The sequence below is a fragment of the Dongia deserti genome (assembly GCF_003574735.1).
Lineage (GTDB): Bacteria > Pseudomonadota > Alphaproteobacteria > Dongiales > Dongiaceae > Dongia_A > Dongia_A deserti.
In genome coordinates, this window is the sequence record NZ_QORW01000006.1 from 67,222 (window position 1) to 84,374 (window position 17,153).

The 17,153-nt window shown below is 64.7% G+C and carries 15 protein-coding genes and 1 tRNA gene; 10 read left to right on the plus strand and 6 right to left on the minus strand.

Annotation, left to right across the window (positions count from 1 at the left end; genetic code table 11):
- The first annotated feature begins 120 nt into the window (after nucleotides 1-120).
- The 4 genes from pdhA (at nucleotide 121) to DTX69_RS10715 (ending at nucleotide 4,525) form a co-directional block, all read left to right on the plus strand.
- A complete protein-coding gene (gene pdhA, locus DTX69_RS10700; protein WP_284735690.1) occupies nucleotides 121-1,206 on the plus strand; it encodes a pyruvate dehydrogenase (acetyl-transferring) E1 component subunit alpha in 1,086 nt (361 codons plus the stop codon).
- Nucleotides 1,203-2,183, plus strand: a complete 981-nt coding sequence (locus DTX69_RS10705) for an alpha-ketoacid dehydrogenase subunit beta (RefSeq protein ID WP_119301537.1) — start codon at nucleotides 1,203-1,205, stop codon at nucleotides 2,181-2,183. Before pdhA ends, DTX69_RS10705 begins: the two co-directional genes overlap by 4 nt.
- Nucleotides 2,180-3,280 carry a dihydrolipoamide acetyltransferase family protein gene (locus tag DTX69_RS10710; protein ID WP_119301538.1) on the plus strand — a complete coding sequence of 367 codons (1,101 nt, stop codon included), beginning with the start codon at nucleotides 2,180-2,182 and terminating at the stop codon, nucleotides 3,278-3,280. Before DTX69_RS10705 ends, DTX69_RS10710 begins: the two co-directional genes overlap by 4 nt.
- Before the next feature lie 315 nt (nucleotides 3,281-3,595).
- Nucleotides 3,596-4,525, plus strand: coding sequence for a chitosanase (locus DTX69_RS10715; protein ID WP_119301539.1), 930 nt, complete (start codon nucleotides 3,596-3,598; stop codon nucleotides 4,523-4,525).
- Between the two features lie 7 nt (nucleotides 4,526-4,532).
- Here DTX69_RS10715 and DTX69_RS10720 read toward each other — a convergent pair whose 3' ends face one another.
- Genes DTX69_RS10720 through DTX69_RS10730 form a run of 3 tightly spaced genes read right to left on the minus strand, consistent with a single transcriptional unit; the run spans nucleotide 4,533 to nucleotide 6,359 of the window.
- On the minus strand, nucleotides 4,533-5,207 hold the full coding sequence (locus tag DTX69_RS10720; RefSeq protein WP_119301540.1) for a DUF6064 family protein: 675 nt from the start codon (nucleotides 5,205-5,207) through the stop codon (nucleotides 4,533-4,535).
- Nucleotides 5,208-5,219: 12 nt separating this feature from the next.
- Nucleotides 5,220-6,140: an aldo/keto reductase gene (locus tag DTX69_RS10725; protein ID WP_119301541.1), complete on the minus strand. Its 921-nt coding sequence runs from the start codon at nucleotides 6,138-6,140 to the stop codon at nucleotides 5,220-5,222.
- A gap of 18 nt (nucleotides 6,141-6,158) precedes the next feature.
- The gene (locus DTX69_RS10730; RefSeq protein WP_119301542.1) at nucleotides 6,159-6,359 is read right to left on the minus strand and encodes a DUF2905 domain-containing protein; all 201 of its coding nucleotides are present in this window, start codon (nucleotides 6,357-6,359) and stop codon (nucleotides 6,159-6,161) included.
- Between the two features lie 253 nt (nucleotides 6,360-6,612).
- On the opposite strand from DTX69_RS10730, the gene DTX69_RS10735 reads away from it, so the two are divergent.
- The 4 genes from DTX69_RS10735 (at nucleotide 6,613) to DTX69_RS10755 (ending at nucleotide 10,410) form a co-directional block, all read left to right on the plus strand.
- Nucleotides 6,613-6,684 (plus strand) — tRNA-OTHER (locus DTX69_RS10735).
- A gap of 405 nt (nucleotides 6,685-7,089) precedes the next feature.
- Complete coding sequence (locus tag DTX69_RS10745; RefSeq protein WP_119301766.1) at nucleotides 7,090-8,241, plus strand: slipin family protein; 1,152 nt, start codon at nucleotides 7,090-7,092, stop codon at nucleotides 8,239-8,241.
- Nucleotides 8,242-8,416: 175 nt separating this feature from the next.
- Nucleotides 8,417-10,009 carry a GMC family oxidoreductase gene (locus tag DTX69_RS10750; RefSeq protein WP_119301543.1) on the plus strand — a complete coding sequence of 531 codons (1,593 nt, stop codon included), beginning with the start codon at nucleotides 8,417-8,419 and terminating at the stop codon, nucleotides 10,007-10,009.
- A complete protein-coding gene (locus DTX69_RS10755; protein WP_119301544.1) occupies nucleotides 10,006-10,410 on the plus strand; it encodes a hypothetical protein in 405 nt (134 codons plus the stop codon). Before DTX69_RS10750 ends, DTX69_RS10755 begins: the two co-directional genes overlap by 4 nt.
- 1 nt (nucleotide 10,411) lies before the next feature.
- Here the strand turns inward: DTX69_RS10755 and DTX69_RS10760 are convergent, their stop codons facing one another.
- A complete protein-coding gene (locus DTX69_RS10760) occupies nucleotides 10,412-10,624 on the minus strand; it encodes a hypothetical protein (RefSeq protein WP_119301545.1) in 213 nt (70 codons plus the stop codon).
- 623 nt (nucleotides 10,625-11,247) lie between these two features.
- Between DTX69_RS10760 and DTX69_RS10765 the strand changes: the two genes are divergently transcribed.
- On the plus strand, nucleotides 11,248-12,984 hold the full coding sequence (locus DTX69_RS10765) for an adenylate/guanylate cyclase domain-containing protein (RefSeq protein WP_284735691.1): 1,737 nt from the start codon (nucleotides 11,248-11,250) through the stop codon (nucleotides 12,982-12,984).
- Nucleotides 12,985-13,033: 49 nt separating this feature from the next.
- Here the strand turns inward: DTX69_RS10765 and DTX69_RS10770 are convergent, their stop codons facing one another.
- Nucleotides 13,034-13,792: an SDR family NAD(P)-dependent oxidoreductase gene (locus DTX69_RS10770; protein ID WP_284735692.1), complete on the minus strand. Its 759-nt coding sequence runs from the start codon at nucleotides 13,790-13,792 to the stop codon at nucleotides 13,034-13,036.
- Nucleotides 13,793-13,934: 142 nt separating this feature from the next.
- Between DTX69_RS10770 and DTX69_RS10775 the strand changes: the two genes are divergently transcribed.
- On the plus strand, nucleotides 13,935-16,253 hold the full coding sequence (locus DTX69_RS10775) for a patatin-like protein (RefSeq protein WP_119301547.1): 2,319 nt from the start codon (nucleotides 13,935-13,937) through the stop codon (nucleotides 16,251-16,253).
- Between the two features lie 189 nt (nucleotides 16,254-16,442).
- Here DTX69_RS10775 and DTX69_RS10780 read toward each other — a convergent pair whose 3' ends face one another.
- Nucleotides 16,443-17,153: a response regulator gene (locus DTX69_RS10780; protein ID WP_119301548.1), complete on the minus strand. Its 711-nt coding sequence runs from the start codon at nucleotides 17,151-17,153 to the stop codon at nucleotides 16,443-16,445.

Here is a 17,153-nt window from a genome sequence, read left to right on the forward strand (position 1 = left end):
CGCCATTTTCTTCCGGCATTGACACAGGTCAAGGCTGACACGACCTACTTAAATAGCGTTGTCGGTAAGGATAGGGATCACTGCGCTAGCCGCAGCTGGGACGGCAGAAAGGCACGTCGGTTGGAAGGCGCCCGGTCCACCACCGCCTCGTTTGCAATTGAATACCGGCGGTTTCTCTCACCGTCGGGCGACGCGACGGCAACCATGCCGGACTTTGCGCGCGATTCCACGCAGTTGATCAACCTCTACCAGGCGATGGTGCTCACGCGCACGTTTGACGCGAAGGCGGTGGCGCTTCAGCGTACCGGCCGGCTCGGCACCTATCCGTCGTCGCTCGGGCAGGAGGCGGTAGCGGTTGGCGTGGCAGCGGCGATGCGTGAGGAAGATCTCCTGTTGCCCAGCTTCCGCGAGCATGGCGCGCAGCTGTGGCGCGGCGTGACTCTGCAGGACATCCTGCTCTACTGGGGCGGTGATGAGCGCGGCAGTGCTTCTTCCGGTCCCAGGCATGACTTCCCCGTCAACGTTCCGGTCGGCAGCCATGCTCCGCATGCGGTCGGTGTGGCGCTTGCATTCAAGCTCCGCGGAGAGCAATGCGTCGCAGTCTGCGTGATGGGTGATGGTGCGACCTCCAAGGGCGAGGTCGCTGAAGCGCTGAACATCGCGGGCGTATGGCGCCTGCCCGTCGTCTTCGTCATCAACAACAATGGCTGGGCGATCTCGGTGCCGGTCGCCCGGCAGACGGCTGCGGCGACGCTGGCGCAAAAGGCAGTCGCGGCGGGAATTCCGGGCGAGCAGGTCGATGGCAACGATGTGATCGCGGTCCGTGCCGCCGTCGAGGATGCATTGGCGCGGGCGCGCGCCGGCAACGGCCCTGCCCTCATCGAGGCGATTACCTATCGCCTCAGCGACCATACGACCGCAGACGACGCGAGCCGTTACCGCAGCGATGCCGAAGTGAGCCAGCGCTGGAACGAGGAGCCGATCGCACGCCTTCGCCGCTATCTTGTGAAGCGCGAGTTGTGGACCAAGGCGGATGAGGAGCGCATGCTGACCGCGCTCAGCACGCAGGTCGACGCGGCGGTCGAATCCTATCTCGCGACTGCTCCGCAGCCCGTCGAGAGCATATTCGATCATACCTATGCGACGCTGCCCGCCGATCTTGCCGACCAGCGCGCGGCTGCCTTGGCTGCAAGGAGCCGAAGGTGAGCGAGATCACGCTCGTCCAGGCCATCAACCGCGCCCTCACACGCGCCATGCGGGACGACCCGACGGTGGTGGTGCTGGGCGAGGATGTTGCCAAGGATGGCGGCGTGTTCCGCGCGACCGAGGGACTGCTCGCCGAGTTCGGGGAGGGACGGGTGATCGATACGCCGCTGGCCGAAGGGGCGATCGCCGGCCTCTGTGTCGGCCTTGCGGCGCAGGGCTTCCGGCCGGTTGCCGAGATCCAGTTCACCGGCTTCATCTATCCCATCATCGACCAGATGATGAACCACGCCTCGCGCATTCGCACGCGCACGCGCGGTCGTCTCACCTGCCCGATGGTCTTGCGCTCACCCTGCGGCGGCGGCATCCGGGCCGTCGAGCATCATTCGGAGAGCCCGGAGGCGATATTCGCGCACATGCCCGGTTTGCGCGTCGTCATCCCTTCCTCCCCGGCTCGCGCCTATGGGCTGCTGCTCGCCGCCATCCATGATCCGGATCCGGTTGTGTTCCTCGAACCGACGCGGCTCTATCGCGCGATCAAGGAAGAGGTGCCAGATGACGGCGCATCGCTGCCGCTCGACCGTGCCTTTGTCGTGCGCGAAGGCAGCGACCTCACCCTCGTGACCTGGGGCGCGATGCTCAAGGAGACCATGGCCACCGGTGAGCGCTTGGCTGCCGGCGGTGTCAGCGCCGAGGTCATCGACCTAGCAACATTGAAGCCGCTTGATAGCGAGACCGTGCTGCGGTCGGTCGCCAAGACCGGCCGCTGCGTGATCATCCACGAGGCGCCACGCACTGCAGGGTTCGGCGCGGAGGTCGCGGCGCGGATCGCGGAGCACGGCCTACTCTCGCTGCTGGCACCGATCGAACGGGTTGCCGGCTTTGACACGGTGATGCCGCTGCTGCGGCTGGAGCAGCACTACATGCCGGAGGAGCAGCGGATTCTCGCTGCCGCGCGGCGGGTTCTGGCCTTCCGATGAAGACGTTCAGGCTTCCGGATCTGGGCGAGGGGCTGCAGGACGCGGAGATCGTAAGCTGGCACGTCGCTGCGGGCGATCATGTGGTTGCTGATCAGCCGCTGGTTTCGGTCGAAACGGACAAGGCGGTGATCGAAGTTCCTTCCCCGCAGTCCGGCCGGATCGAGCGGCTGTGCGCAGGCAAAGGGGAACGCGTGAAGGTCGGCGCGTCCTTGGTCGAGTTCGCTGAAGGTGCGCGCGCCGATACAGGTGCGATCGTCGGCGAATTGACGGAGCCAGCGGCGGCGCCGGTGGAAGCGAAGCAACCGACTCTGCCGCCAGTTCCTGGCTTGAGGGCGGCGCCCGCCGTGCGCCGGCGCGCCAGGGAGCTGAGCGTTGAGCTCGCAGATGTGGCTGGCACAGGCCCGGGCGGAGCCATCACCATCGAGGATGTCGAAAAGCTGGCGCGGATCGCAGCCGCTGCGACGCCCGAGGAGGAGCTGAAAGGCGTACGGCGCGCGATGGCGGCCAACATGGCACGCTCCGGCGCGCAGATCGTGCCGGCAACCGTGGTCGATGATGCCGATATCGGCGGCTGGGAGAAGGGCGAGGACCTCACCGTTCGCCTGGTACGCGCCATCGTCGCCGGCTGCGGAGCCTCGCCTGCGCTCAATGCCTGGTATGATGGCGGCAGAATGACACGGCGGCTGCATGCCACCATAGATCTCGGCCTGGCAGTGGATACCGGCGACGGCCTCATTGTGCCGGTGCTGCGCGATGTCGGTCATCGCGATGCGGCCAGCCTACGCCGGGGCATCGATGCGCTGAAGGCGGATGTTCGCGCACGCACGGTGCCGTTGGCGGAACTGCGGGGCCAGACCATCACCTTGTCGAACTTCGGCATGTTCGGTGGTCGCTATGCCGCGCTCGTCATCGTGCCGCCGCAGGTCGCGATCCTTGGGGCGGGCATGGCACGCTCCGTGATCCTCCCGAAAAAAGATGGGCCACAGGTTCGCCGCGTCCTCCCGCTGTCATTGACGTTCGATCATCGCGCCGTGACCGGCGGCGAGGCCGCGCGCTTCCTGCAGGCGGCGCGACAGGATCTCGAGCGCGAGACCTGAGCGGGGTTGCCGACGATCTCGCTCCTGAGAAAGATCGCCCACTTTCCGTGACGGTTCGTGACGCGAAAATAGCAGACCCGGTCACGCCGCCCCCGTCAGCCTGGCAACCGTGCCAGAACAGTTCCAATTCCGCCCATGATTTCCTGGTTTTAGCTTGGCTGAGAACGAAACCCGCCTTGCCGCAGCAAAAACGCTGCGATTGATCTTAATACATTTTTCAGCTATAGGTTGTCAGGCCAAGCGACATGATGAGCTCTATTCGACGCCGCCCGCTATTGCGTGCGGCCGTAACCCCTTTTTTGATGGAGGCATGCCATGGACGAACTGCAGAAACGCACGGCGCAAGCCATCGTCAACATCTTTGAGACAGGCCGCGCCCTGGGGCGATATGGCCAGGTGACACTGCTGGCAGGCGATTCCGGACAGCTGACCTATGGCCGTTCGCAGACCACCTTGAGCAGCGGCAATCTCTATCTCCTGATCAAGGCCTATTGCGACATGCGGGAGGCGGCGTTCGCGGACCGGCTGCGGCCAAGCCTGCCGCGGCTCGAAGGGATCGACGCCGCGCTCAATCACGACGAAAGCTTCAAGTCGCTGCTGCGTGCGGCGGGCGACGATCCGGTGATGCAAGCTTGCCAGGACGGCTTCTTCGATCGCGTCTATTGGGCACCGGCGGCGACCGCGGCGCAGTCCCTCGGCATCACGACCGCGCTCGGCGTGACCACGGTGTATGACAGCGTGGTGCACGGTTCCTGGGCACGGATGCGCGATCGCACCATCGCCGCCATCAAGCGGCCGGGGGACAGCGACGAGAAGAAATGGATCACGACCTACATCGCGACTCGCCGTCACTGGCTGGCGAACCATTCCAACACGCTCCTGCGCAAGACGGTCTACCGCATGGATGCGCTGCAGAAACTGGTGGATGCCCAGGCCTGGGCGCTGCCACTGCCTCTCACAGTGCGGGGTGTCGCCATCACCGAGGAGATCCTGTCCGGCGCGCCGCCGATCCGGGTTTCCGCCGAGATCGCGGAGCAACGGCTGCTGCGCCTGCGTTCGCCCTTCATGCAGGGCGGCGACGTCGTCGCTCTCCAGGAAGCACTGACCAGGGCGGATTTCGCGCTCGAAGTGGACGGCGTTTTCGGGCCAGCAACGGAAGCGCAGCTCAAGGCCTTTCAAGCGAGACGCGGCCTGACGGCGGACGGCATCGCCGGTCCGGCAACGCGCACGGCGCTCGGGCTCTAGGCGCGCCTTAGACTCGCGGTCGCGCCGCTTTGCGAGGCTGCGCGATGGCCAGCGCGCAGGCCGCAAGGGCGGCGAACGGTGGCACCCACGCCAGGGACGCATCCATCGCCCCTAGCGTTATGCCGCTTGCCAGACACCACAGAACCGGAATCGGAAACAGGAGGACGCACCAGCGCGCGCGCGTGAGGAGCAACAGCGCCAGGGTACCGGTCGCCGTGGGATCGGGCGCCATGCCGAATATCTCCGCCTGGCTCCACGGACGCCCGCTGAGTGGCGCCAGCAGTGGATACAGCAGTGCCACGGCGAGCAGCGTGACGACAATCGCGCGCCACCAGCCTCGCCCATCGGGATCCACTTGGCGCGGGCCGCCGAGCACGAACAGAAGCATCGCCTGCAACGCGAAGATGGGCGCGACATAAATGGCTGCCCAGTTGATGGTTGCGTAGCGGTTCCAGAAGAAGCTCCAGGCCACCCACGCCCAAAGCACGGCGAGGAGCAGCGGAATAACTCGTGAGGCTGCTTTCGGCCGCAGCAGCGCGAGGCCGCCCGCGAGAAGCCCGGCCGCGAGCGTTAGCAGCGGCAAGGGCCAGAGCGCCTCGTTGTGCAACTCGAGCAGGCGCCAATAAGCGCGGGGGGAGAACAGCAGAAAGTCCGAGAGGCGGTAGCCCCACCACTCACTCATCGGAACTCCGCATCAGAGCTGCTCGATATAGGCCGCCATGCGCTGCCGCATGGCCTCGTCCGGCAGCGGGCCGCTGGCGGCTGCCACATTCTCGCGCACATGATCGACGCGCGTGGTCGCGGGAATCGCGACGGTGACGGCGGGATGCGACAGGATGAACTTCAGGATGAACTGCGCCCAGCTGCTGGCACCAATCTCGCTGGCCCACTCGGGCAGTTCTTCACCTTCGAGCCGGCGCGTCAGGTCGCCTTGCTGGAACGGTCGGTTGACGATGACGGCGATGCCGCGGTCGCGCGCCAGCGGCAGCAGGCGCTCCTCCACCTCGCGATCGACGATGTTGTACGTGATCTGCACGAAATCGAGCCTCTCCTTGCGCATGACCTCCTCGAACAGGTCGTGGCGTCGGCCCTCCGAGGTCGTGATCCCCACATAACGCACTTGGCCCGCCTCCTTCATGGCGTAGAGCGTCTTCAGATGGTCTTGCCAGGCGAGCAGATTGTGCACCTGCATGAGGTCGAAGTGCGGAACGCCCCAATAGCGCCGCGACTGCTCCATCTGCTCCGGGCCGTTGGAGCCCCACGAAGTCCATACCTTCTCCGCTGAGAACACGGGCGGCGAACCGAGCTTCTCTAGGCCGTAGCCGATCACCGGTTGGGACGAGCCGTACATCGGCGAGGAATCGATCATGCGCCCGCCGGCCTCGAAGAAGGCTGCCATCACTGCCGCGCATTCGTCGCGCAACACGGGATCATTGCCGACATTGAAGGTGATCCAGGTGCCGAGGCCCGTCGCCGGAATCGTTTCTCCGCTCGATGGAATGGGGCGCATGAGGACCTGCGGCGCCTGTGCGCTCACCGGAGATGCCACGGCCGAGGCGGCCAGCGCTGCCCCGCCGGCGAGGACGGCGCGACGGGTGGGTTGGCGAAAATCCATAGCTTGATCCTCCCGCTATCAGCGTCTCAGGAACCAGAACACGACCGACAGCACGATGCTGATGAGAATGCAGGTCGCGATCGGCGCGTAGAAGGTGAAGCCTTCCCGCCTGATGACGAAATCGCCGGGCAGCCGGCCGAGACCGATCTTCTGCAGCCAGGGCCAGAGTACGCCCACCGCGACGATCAACAGTCCGATGATGATCAGTGTTCGCGACATGGAGCAAATCCCATTGGAACACCGACGAAATATGGGGCCGCCGATGCTTAACGCAACACTGCGCTGATCGGTGCCATGTGTCGAGCCGGCCACAACCTGAAGAGCCGCTGCAACCTGCAGTGCAGATTCTACTTGCTCTTTTCGAAGAGCGGGATCATAACGCCGCTCCTTCGCGAGGCCCTGGGCCCGGGCTGTTAGTCCCGGCCGGCGCGGTGCGCTCTGCGTATCTCGTGTTCCGCCGAACGAAGACATGGCATTCGTAGCTCAGTCAGGTGAGAGCGCCGGAGAAATCCGGAGGTCGCCGGTTCAAATCCGGTCGGATGCACAACGAGGATAGCTCAGTCAGGTAGAGCAGATGGACATAGACCATCCAGTCGCGGGTTCGAATCCCACTCCTGCGCTCCGGTTCAGCTTGTCACGCTGACAACCTCTGAAGGGAACCGGACGCGCGCTTCAGTCGCGGTCCGGTCGTCTGGCCAAAAGGCCTCTCGAACGAACCAGACACTTTGAGACCGGCTCTGCGCCGGGGCGGATACCGCCCGCGCGGAACGCGAGTCCAGCTTTCCAACGCTGAACGAAAGTTCGGTGGCGGGGAGATCTGTACGCGCGCTCCGTCGGGCTGAAGCCCGGGCCCGCCGTTCTCGAAGGAAGACGCGTCCGGAACCCGGTTCCTCGGATCTGAAACGACGCTTCGCGGCATGGGCCGCGCGGCGCATGGATGGAGGGCAAAATGGTTCGCGCTGGTTTGTTCCTGCGTGTGTTGGTGAAGGACGGTGAGCGCGCGCTGTTGCTGCGCGACGGCCGCACCGTGCGTGTCCTGGAGCCGGGCTTGCATCGGCTGTTCGACCCGCGCGGCGCGCTGAAGGCGGAGAGCTTCAACGTCGTGCGCACCGAGTTCCCGGCGGACCGCTATGCGGTGCTGAAGGCGGAGCGGCCGGAGATCGCGGCCCAGCTGTTCGAGGCGGTGGAGACCCGCGCCGATGAGCTGGCGATCGTCAGCCTCGACGGGCGTCCGACGCACTTGATGGCGCCCTGGCAGGTGCGCGTCTACTGGAAGGTCGCAACCGCGGTCACGGTCGAGCGGATCGACGTGACCAGCGATCCGAAGGTCAGCGTGCGTCACCTGTCGCTGATCGAGCGTGCACGCAACCCGCACGTGATGGAGACGGTCGTCGAGAACCACGAGGCAGGCTTGCTGTACGTCGAAGGTCGCTTGGTCGAGCGCCTGGCATCGGGGCGTCACGCCTTCTGGACCGTCGGCCGCAAGATCGAGATCAAGCGCGTCGATCTGCGTCCGCAGGCAGTCGAGATCACCGCGCAGGAGATGCTGACCAAGGACCGCATCGCCCTGCGTGTGACCTTGACGGCACTGCGTCGCATCGTCGATCCCGAGCGCGCGGTGAGCGCGGTCGTGGACGTGGATGGCTGGCTGTACCGTCTGGTGCAGTTCGCGATCCGCGAGGCGGTGGCGGCCCGCACCCTGGACGAGGTGCTGTCGGCCAAGTCGGTGCTCGACGCGGAGCTGCGCAGCTTCGTGCGCGAGCGCCTCGGCGAGGCTGGCATCGAGGTGACGGAGCTCGGCGTGAAGGACGTGATCCTGCCCGGCGAGATCCGCGAGCTCGTGAACAAGGTGGTGGAGGCGGAACGGACGGCGAAGGCCAACCTGATCCGCCGCCAGGAGGAGACTGCGGCCACGCGCTCGCTCCTGAACACCGCCAAGCTGATGGAGGAGAACCCGCTTCTGCTCCGTCTGAAGGAGCTCGAGCGCCTCGAGCGCCTGGTGGAGAAGGTCGGGCGCATCGATCTCCACGCGGGTGAGGGACAGGGCTTCGACGCCCTGCTCAGCAAGCTCGTCCGCCTGAAGGCGAGCGAGAGCGCCTAAGGAAAGGCCGCGTCAGGAATGGCGCGGCCTGTTCCACGTAAGTGCGGAACATTTGTCGCAACTCGTCGCGATCACATGTCGATGAGCCTAGCTCGACCGGCCATATGGCGTATGATTGCCGAATGCGCGCCGTTGTCGCATGATCCTAACAGTGTTGGTCATGCGATAGCATTCCATGGCGTCCGGCAGACAGATCAAGTTTGGCCCGATCGATGTTGCGATCGTCGGGGCTGGGTTGGGCGGCGCGGCCTTCGCCCGGCGGCTGGCCGGCCGCGCGCCTCGCCTGCGCATCCTGTGCTTCGAACGCGGCGATTGGCTGGATCGTGCGAACCTTCCCGCGCAGCAGCCGGACTGGCAGCGCCTGTCGCTCGGGCGTTGGGCGACATCGCCTAACCTGCGGCTGCAGGCGGGCGGCAACGGCATCTCCGCCGATTATCCGATCGATGATTCAGGCTCGGACTTCAAGCCACTGATGTGGAATGGCGTCGGCGGCTCGACCATCAATTGGGCCGCGCACTTCCCGCGCCTGCACCCCTCGGACTTCAAGATCCGAACGCTGGACGGCGTGGGCGACGATTGGCCGTTCTCCTACTTCGATCTGGAGCCCTATTACGACCTGAACGACGAGGCCTTCGGCGTGTCGGGGCTGGCGGGAGATCCGGCCTATCCGCCGAAGAAATCACGGCGCATGCCGCCTTTGCCGCTGGGCCGTCTCGGCGCTAAGGCAGCACGGGCGTTCGATGCGCTCGGCTGGCACTGGTGGCCGGTCGATGCCGCGATCAACACCGTGACCGAAGGCACGCGCGAAGCCTGCAATCATTGCGGCCCATGCCAGCAAGGCTGCGCCAACGGTGCGAAATCCTCGACCGACCTCACCTATTGGCCGCGGGCGATCGCCAGCGGCGTCGGCCTGCGCACCAACTGCATCGTGCAGGAGATCGTGGTGGAAGGCGGCGTGGCGACCGGCATCCGCTATCGCGACGGCAACGGCCGCGATTGCTGGCAGCCGGCCTCCACCATCGTCGTGGCTGGCAACGGCATTGGGACAGCACGCCTGTTGATGGCGTCGGGTATCGAGTCGCCCGCGCTCGGCCGCAATCTCATGTTCCATCCAGCGGCCTATGTGCGCGGCATGTTCACGGAGGAGCTGGACGGACCGGTGGGTCCGGTCGGCTGCGCGCTCTACTCGCACGAATTCTACGAGACGGACGAAACACGCGGATTCAAGCGCGGCATCCATCTGCAGGTCACGCGGGAGAACCCGCTGCTGGTCCAGGCCTCTCGCCTCGAGCCGGCGTGGGGTGCGGAGGCGCAGCGCCTGCTGCGGGAGGAGTTCCGCCATTCCATGGCCGTGCTGGTGATGGCGGAAGATCTGCCGGAGTTGCACAACCGCGTCACGATGGCCAGGGAGATGGAGGCGGACGGCATGCCCGGCGTCCGGGTGGAATACACCTTGTCACGCGAGGCGCGTCGCGCGCTCGATTTCGGCATGGCACGGGCGGAGGAGATGCTGCGCGCGGCGGGCGCCCATCGCATCGTGCGCGTGCCGCTGGCGCCTTATACCGGCTGGCATCTCCTGGGCACGGCGCGCATGGGCAGCGATCCTGCGACCTCCGTCACCAATGCCGACGGGTGCTGCCATGCAGTGCCCAACGTGATCGTCGCCGACGGCAGCCTGTTCCCGACGGCTGGAGCCTGCAATCCCGGTTCGACCATTGGCGCGCTTGCCTTGAAGCTCGCGGATGCCTTAGTGGGGGCGAGGCCATGACCCGCACCATGCTCCTCGCCATCCTGGATACAATGCTGCCCGGCGACGAAGGCGAGCCGCCGCTGCCGCCAGCGTCGGAAGCCGGCCTCGACCTCACCAGGCTCGAGCGGCTGGCGGAGCCGGTCATCACCGCGCTTGGCGAGAACGACGGCTTCCTGGCGGCGGCTGCGGCCGATCGCGTGGCCAAGCTCCGCATCGTCGAGCTGAATGCGCCGGTTGCCTTCAAGGCGCTGCTGGCCGAAGCCTTGGCGGGCTATTACGAAGCGCCGCCAGTCCTTGCCGCGCTCGGCTGGCGCGTCGCTCCGCCGCAGCCCCACGGGCATGATGTCGCACCGAATGACGAGGCCCTGTTCCGCACTCTTGAAAAAGTGAAAAGCCGCGGACAGCTCTGGCGCGCCTAGTCTAGGCGGCGTGAGCGGAAGGCGGACGATCCACGAAGTTGGAGAGCCGCTCCACCGTCAGCTCCGCTTGACGTACGCTCGGGAAGCGGCTGCCGTCGAGTAGGCGATAGCGCTGGTCGGTCACCACCAGGCGCATCGCGCGTTCGTTCTCCGGCACCAGGACACCAACCTTGGTCGAGCCTTGAATGAGTTCAATGTTAGACGGGTTGGGCATCGTTACGCTCCTCGGCATATGCATGTTCTCGGGAAATCGATTCCCCAAATTCTACTTACCTTCGAGACGAGTGCAGCGCACCTCGTCGCCTTCACAACACATCATAGGCCCGGGCCATTGCACGAAGATGTCAGATAAAGTCATCTTTTGAATATCGCTATGTTGAACGTCACCACCATTCAACTCCACGCGCATTGCAGCAGATGAGTCTTCCTCTCGGCGTTCGCAAGGGGCTTGTCTCGGCAGGCTAGACTGCCAAGTCAGCGCGACCGCCGCTGAGGTCGAAGGTAAAGTTGCAAGCTGGTGAAACGATCCAAATGATCATTTGCGCCGCCTCTTCAATTCCCCGCAACGTCGCATGGGAATTTTCCAGGTACAGCGAGGACTAAAAAGTGCTCGCGTTTGCAACTGACAGTTCTGCCGATTGCCGCGCGCTGCTCACTTGGGACTCGCCTTCGCATCGACCTCGTCCTACCATTCCCCTGCAGGCCGTAGGAGAAGAGGGGCCCCGAGGCACAAGACCCTGACACGCGTGGCCGCGTCCCACCTCGTGCGCTCCACGCGACGGGTGGCGTTGGCACCGATCCTGGCATCCAACGGCTGCGGAGGCTGGAGTTCTTGCCATGACCGTGACGCGCCGCCTTGCTGCGATCCTTGCCGCTGACGTGGTTGGATACAGTCGGCTTATGAGCGAGGATGACGCCGGCACGCTGGCTCTCCTCCGGGCGCGTCGCATCAATCTGGTAGAGCCGCTGATCAAAAAATACGGCGGCCGCGTATTCAAGCTGATGGGCGATGGCCTCTTTGCCGAGTTTGGCAGCGCCGTCAGCGCCGTGGAAATGGCGGCCGGCCTGCAGCAAGCCATGGCCGCCGCCAATAAGGAGCAACCCGAGGGGAAGCCCGTCCATCTGCGCATCGGCGTCAATCTTGGCGACGTGCTGGTCGAGGGCGGGGATCTTTACGGAGACGGTGTCAATCTCGCGAGCCGATTGCAGGAGCTGGCCGAGCCAGGCGGCATCTGCGTATCTGCCAAGGTCTTCACCGAAGTGGCCCGGAATCTAAACCTGAGCTTCGAGGATCTCGGCGAACGTCGACTCAAGAACATAGCGGAGCCGGTGCGGGTGTACCGTCTCGACATGGCGGCGCCGTCGCCGCGCCGCCCGGGCAATACCCCATCCCTGCCGGTCAAGCCTTCAATTGTGGTGTTGCCATTCCTCAATATGAGCGGTGACTCCGAACAGGAGTTCTTCGCCGACGGTATGACCGAGGATGTCATCACGGAATTGTCGCGTTTCAAAGAGCTGTTCGTAATTTCGCGCAACACGTCCTTCAAGTACAAGGCCAAGTCGGTCAACGTCACCGAGGTCGCGCGGACTTTAGGCGTTCAGTACGTCATTGAAGGCAGCGTTCGCAAAGCGGGTGGTCGGGTGCGTGTGACGGTACAGCTCATCGATGCAGAGACTGACCGGCACCTTTGGGCCGAGCGCTATGATCGGCAGCTTGAGGACATCTTCGCCATTCAGGATGAGGTGACCTCGGCCGTGGTGTCGACCCTGGCGGGAAGAGTCGAAGCCGCGTCCCGAGAGCGAGCCGCCAACAAGCCGACAGAGAACATGGCAGCCTACGAGTGCCTGCTGGCTGGCAAGGTCCTGCACCACCGGTCGAACCCGGCCGACAACGCCAGAGCGTTGGAACTCCTGAACCGCGCGATCGCGCTGGATCCCAAGTACGCGCACGCACACGCCTGGAGAGGCTGTACTCTTGGTCAAGCTTGGGTGTACAATTGGTGCGCAGATCGCGACGCCACCATGGACGAGGTTGCCGAGGAATTGAGAATCGCGCTCAGTCTGGATGACCATGACAGCGACGTGCACCGCATTCTGGCAGCTCTGGCGGTTACGACTGACGACCACGATAAGGCTGTCTATCATCAGCAACGTGCGCTCAGCCTGAACCCTAACGACGATCTCATCGTGGTCCAGCAGGGCGAAATCCTCACCTGGCTGGGGCAGCCGGAAGAGGGCATCGAGTGGATTCAGAAGGCGACGCGGCTCAACCCCTATCACCCGGAAAGGTTCTGGAACCACCTTGGGAGAGCCTACTTTGTGGCGCACCGCTATGAGGAGGCGATCGAATCATTCAGGAGAATCGATACGCTCGACCACTCCCATCATGCCTTCCTGGCCGCTGCGAACGCGCACGCAGGCAGGCTCGACGCGGCTCGTAGCCATGCCCGTGAAGTGCTGAAATTGGCACCCGACTTCTCTGTGACACAATATATGACGACGATGCACTACAGGCAGGAGAGCGATCGCCAGCACCATATCGAAGGCTTACGAAGGGCCGGCCTGCCGGAATGATCGTCTGCGGCCCAAGAGTCTCCGCAGGCCAGTTGTTCACTCTCGATCACTAGTACGTTGCGCGACCGCCACTCAGGTCGAAGGTGAAACCGCTGGTGAAGCTGCACGCCGGTGAAACGATCCAAGAGATCATTTGCGCCGCTTCTTCCAATTCTCCGCAACGGCGCATGGGGATTTTCGCCGTCATGTAGTCGATGGTGGCCTGGGGCAGCGCCTCCACCATCGGCGTGCGGATAACGGCGGGGGCGAGCGCGTTGATGGTGATGCCGTGCTCGACATAGTCCTTGGCCAGGCTCTTCACCATGCCGATCAACCCTGCCTTGGTCGCGGAATAAGCGGTCATGCCGGCATTGCCCTCCTTGCCGGCGATGGAAGCCACATGAAGGATGCGGCCATACTTGCGCGCCAGCATGTGCGGCAGCACGGCCTTTGAGAGCAGGAACGCGCCGCGCAGATTGACGCGATAGACCTGATCGAAGTCCTCGAGTTCGACTTCATGGCCGGGAATGTTGGTGCGTCCGGTGACGCCCGCGCAATTCACCAGGGCATCGATGCGGCCGAACGTCCGTGCGGCCGCCTCGATTGCCGGCGGTATGGTGGATTCCTCCGCCACCTCCAGGCCATGCGCGATGGTGTCACGACCGCTCCTGCTGATCTCTGCCGCGGTAGCCTCTGCGGCCTTCCCCTCGCGATCGAAGCAGGCAACCCGCACGCCATGCCGGGCAAGGTGCAGGGCTGCAGCCTTGCCAATGCCACGGCCCGCACCGACGACCGCAACCACATAGTCCGGATTGTCGAAGTAGTTCACGTGACCCGCCTCCCAAGATTCCATGCACAAAGCAGCCGCGTCGGGCCATCCGGCCAAGATCAGGCCATGATGGCGAGGGGCGTGGCAAGAGGCGTCCAGCCTTGTAACATGGCCAGGATCGCGACTCGGGGACTTCCGTTCCATGAAGCAGATCGAAGTGCGGCTGGCGGTCGTGCTCTATGGCGGCGTCTCGCTGGCGGTTTATATCCATGGCGTGACGCGCGAGATCCTGAATCTGGTGCGCGCGTCGAAACAGTTTCGCGCCGGGCGCGGCGCCACCCCGCCCGCCGGTGATTCCACCGCGATCTATCACGAGCTGTTTCGCAAGCTGTCGCCGGAACTCGACCTCCGGGTGGTCGTCGATCTGATCTCCGGCGCGTCCGCCGGCGGCATCAACGGCGTGATGCTGGCGAAAGCCCTGGCGCACGATCTGCCCTTGGAGCCGCACCGGGAACTCTGGCTGAAGAATGCCGACGTCACCAGCCTCGCGGCGCCAGGCAGCCCGATCAGCCGCCTGACCAAGGCGGCGATGGCGCCGTTGTTCGACCAGTTCCTGGCCCGCCGCTTCGGGCAGCAGGTCGCGGATCCCGAGACGCGGGCCAAGCTGCGCCAGTTCGTTCAGGCGCAATGGTTCACGCCACCTTTCTCTGGCGAGCGGTTCAGCGGCTGGATCCTCGACGCCTGCGACGCGATGGAGCAGCAGGCGTCGCCGAACGGCACGCTGCTGCCACCCGGTCATCGCCTGGATCTGTTCGTGACCTTGACCGACTATCGCGGCCACCGTCATCGCATCCAGTTGCATGATCCGCCCTCGGTCGATGAGACCGAGCACCGTCGGATCGTCTCCTTCACCTGCCGCCGCGCCTTGTCGGGCGAGATCGTCAGCGAGTTCACACGGGACGACGTGCCATCCCTGGTGTTTGCAGCCAGGGCGACCGCGTCTTTTCCGGGCGCATTTCCGCCGGCGACCATCGCGGAAATGGACCGCATCCTGGCGGGGCGAAGCCGCGACTGGCCCACCCGCCGGGATTTCATCACCAAGAAGCTCGCGATCGATGATCCGCATGGGAAAGCGAACGCCGGTGGCTACTTCATCGACGGCAGCGTGGTGATGAACAAGCCGTTCTCTCCCGTGATCCACGCGCTTGGCAACCGGCCGGCCAGCCGGGAGGTGGTACGCCGCATTATCTATGTCGATCCCAATCCTCATCGCGAGGCCGTGCAGCGCGGCGATCAGGGAACGCCGGGCTTCTTCCGCACCATCCTGACAGCGATGGCGCTGATCCCGCGCAACGAGCCGATCGCCGACGACCTGATGGCGATCCAGGAATGGAACGAACGCGCGCGCCGCATGGCGGAGATCCTAGCCGCCGCCGATCCCCAAGTGGAAAAGCTGGTGGACGAGATCGTCGATGCCGATCCGGAAAACCCGCCTACCATCGACGAGATCGGCCGTTATCGCAGCGCGGCGAACGAAAAGACGCATGCCGGCGCCGGTTTTGCCTATCTCAGCTATCAGACACTGAAACTACGGCGGGTGATCGAACGCCTATCCGCATTGATCGCGGCGCTGGCCAAAGCGGGCGGCGCGGAAGCGGACGCCGCGCAGGTCGAACGGCTGCTGGACCGGATGGTGGCGCCCAACGAGGATGGCGGGACGGCGCGCCTCGTCCCCTTCCTTCGCATGTTCGACCTCGACTTCCGGGTGCGGCGCATCCGTTTCGTGATCCGCCGGCTGAACGAGCTCTACCGCACGATGGAGCAAGCAGGGCTGCGTATCGAATCCGGCGCCATCGACGAATTGAAGGGCGCACTCTACGAGGTGATGGACAGGCTGACGCGGCGGTGGGACACGCCCTGTCACGGGCCGGAGTCCGCTGCCTCTGCGATGCACATCGCCCAAGCGGCCGCTGCCTATGAGACGCCGACGCTGGAGCTGTTCGGGGCGCTGGAACGGTCGATGGGCCTCATCCAGATCGATCGCGACCTCGATGAGATCATTTCGCTCATGGGCCTCAACTACCTGCCGCCGATGGCGCGACGCGCGGTCACCATGTCCTACGTGGGCTTTGCCTTCTACGATCTCATCACCTTTCCGATCCTGCAATGGACCGACATGGACGAGATCAACGAGGTTCTGGTCGACCGGATCAGCCCTGCCGACGCCCATGGATTGGGGCCAGAGAAAATCATGCTCAAGGGCACGGCGCTGATGAGCTTCGGCGCCTTCTTCAACCGCACCTGGCGCGAGCACGACTATCTGTGGGGCAGGCTCAATGCCGCGGATCGCTGCGTCGACGTGCTCATCTCGGCGCTTGGCGCGCGCCTCACCCAACCGATCGATGCCGACCGGCTGCGCGCCGATCTGTTCCGCGCCATCCTGGACTCGGAGGGACTCCATTTGACAGCCGATCCCGGTCTGATTGCCGGGATCAGGGACAAGCTGGCTCGCGAGAGCTAGCTGCTACGCACGCGAATTGTTCGGATCATGCGACGTTGGCCCAACGCGTCAGTCCCTGTGGCGCATCAGCCGACGATGATGGCGACCAGAATCGCGACGACTATCGCCGTCACGAACAGGACGAAACTACCAGGCTCCTGGGTGCGTGCGGGCTTCATGGCTGCGCCTCCGGTGCCGGAATGATGTGGGTCATGACCTTGCCTCCGCTGGATCGTCTTCGGCGCGCAAACGGTATCCCACGCCGGGCTCGGTGAGCACGATGGCGGGAACACGCGGGTCGGCCTCGATCTTCTGCCTGAGCTGCCCGACCAGGACGCGCAATACCTGGCTGTCCCGCATCTCATTGGGGCCCCAAACGAAGGACAGCAGCTGATTATGCGTCACGACCTGGCCGGCATGCATGATGAGGATGCGTAGCAGGTCGAATTCCTTGGGTGTCAGGCGCACGTCCTTGCCGCGGACGATGACCCTTCGCCCCGACACATCGACACTCAGGTCGCTCGCCCGGTACACGGCATTGGCGCTGTCCCGCTGGCGCTGCAGCCGCAAGGCCACGCGAATGCGCGCCAGCAACTCGCCCACGCCGAACGGCTTGTTGACATAGTCGCTGGCGCCCGCATCCAGGGCGGCAATCTTTTCGCCTTCCATGTGGCGCGCCGACAGGATCACGATGGGGACCTCCGACCACTGGCGCACAATGCCGATCACCTCTTTGCCGTCCATATCGGGCAAGCCGAGGTCGAGGATGACGGCGTCGATGAGCTCTCTCCGGATCGTCTCGATGGCCTCGGCTCCAGTTGCCGCTGTCAGGACGGTATAGCCGGCGGCGCTGATCGACAGCCGGAGCGCCTTCAGGATCTGCGGCTCATCATCGACCAGGAGGATGCGCTGGGCGGCCAT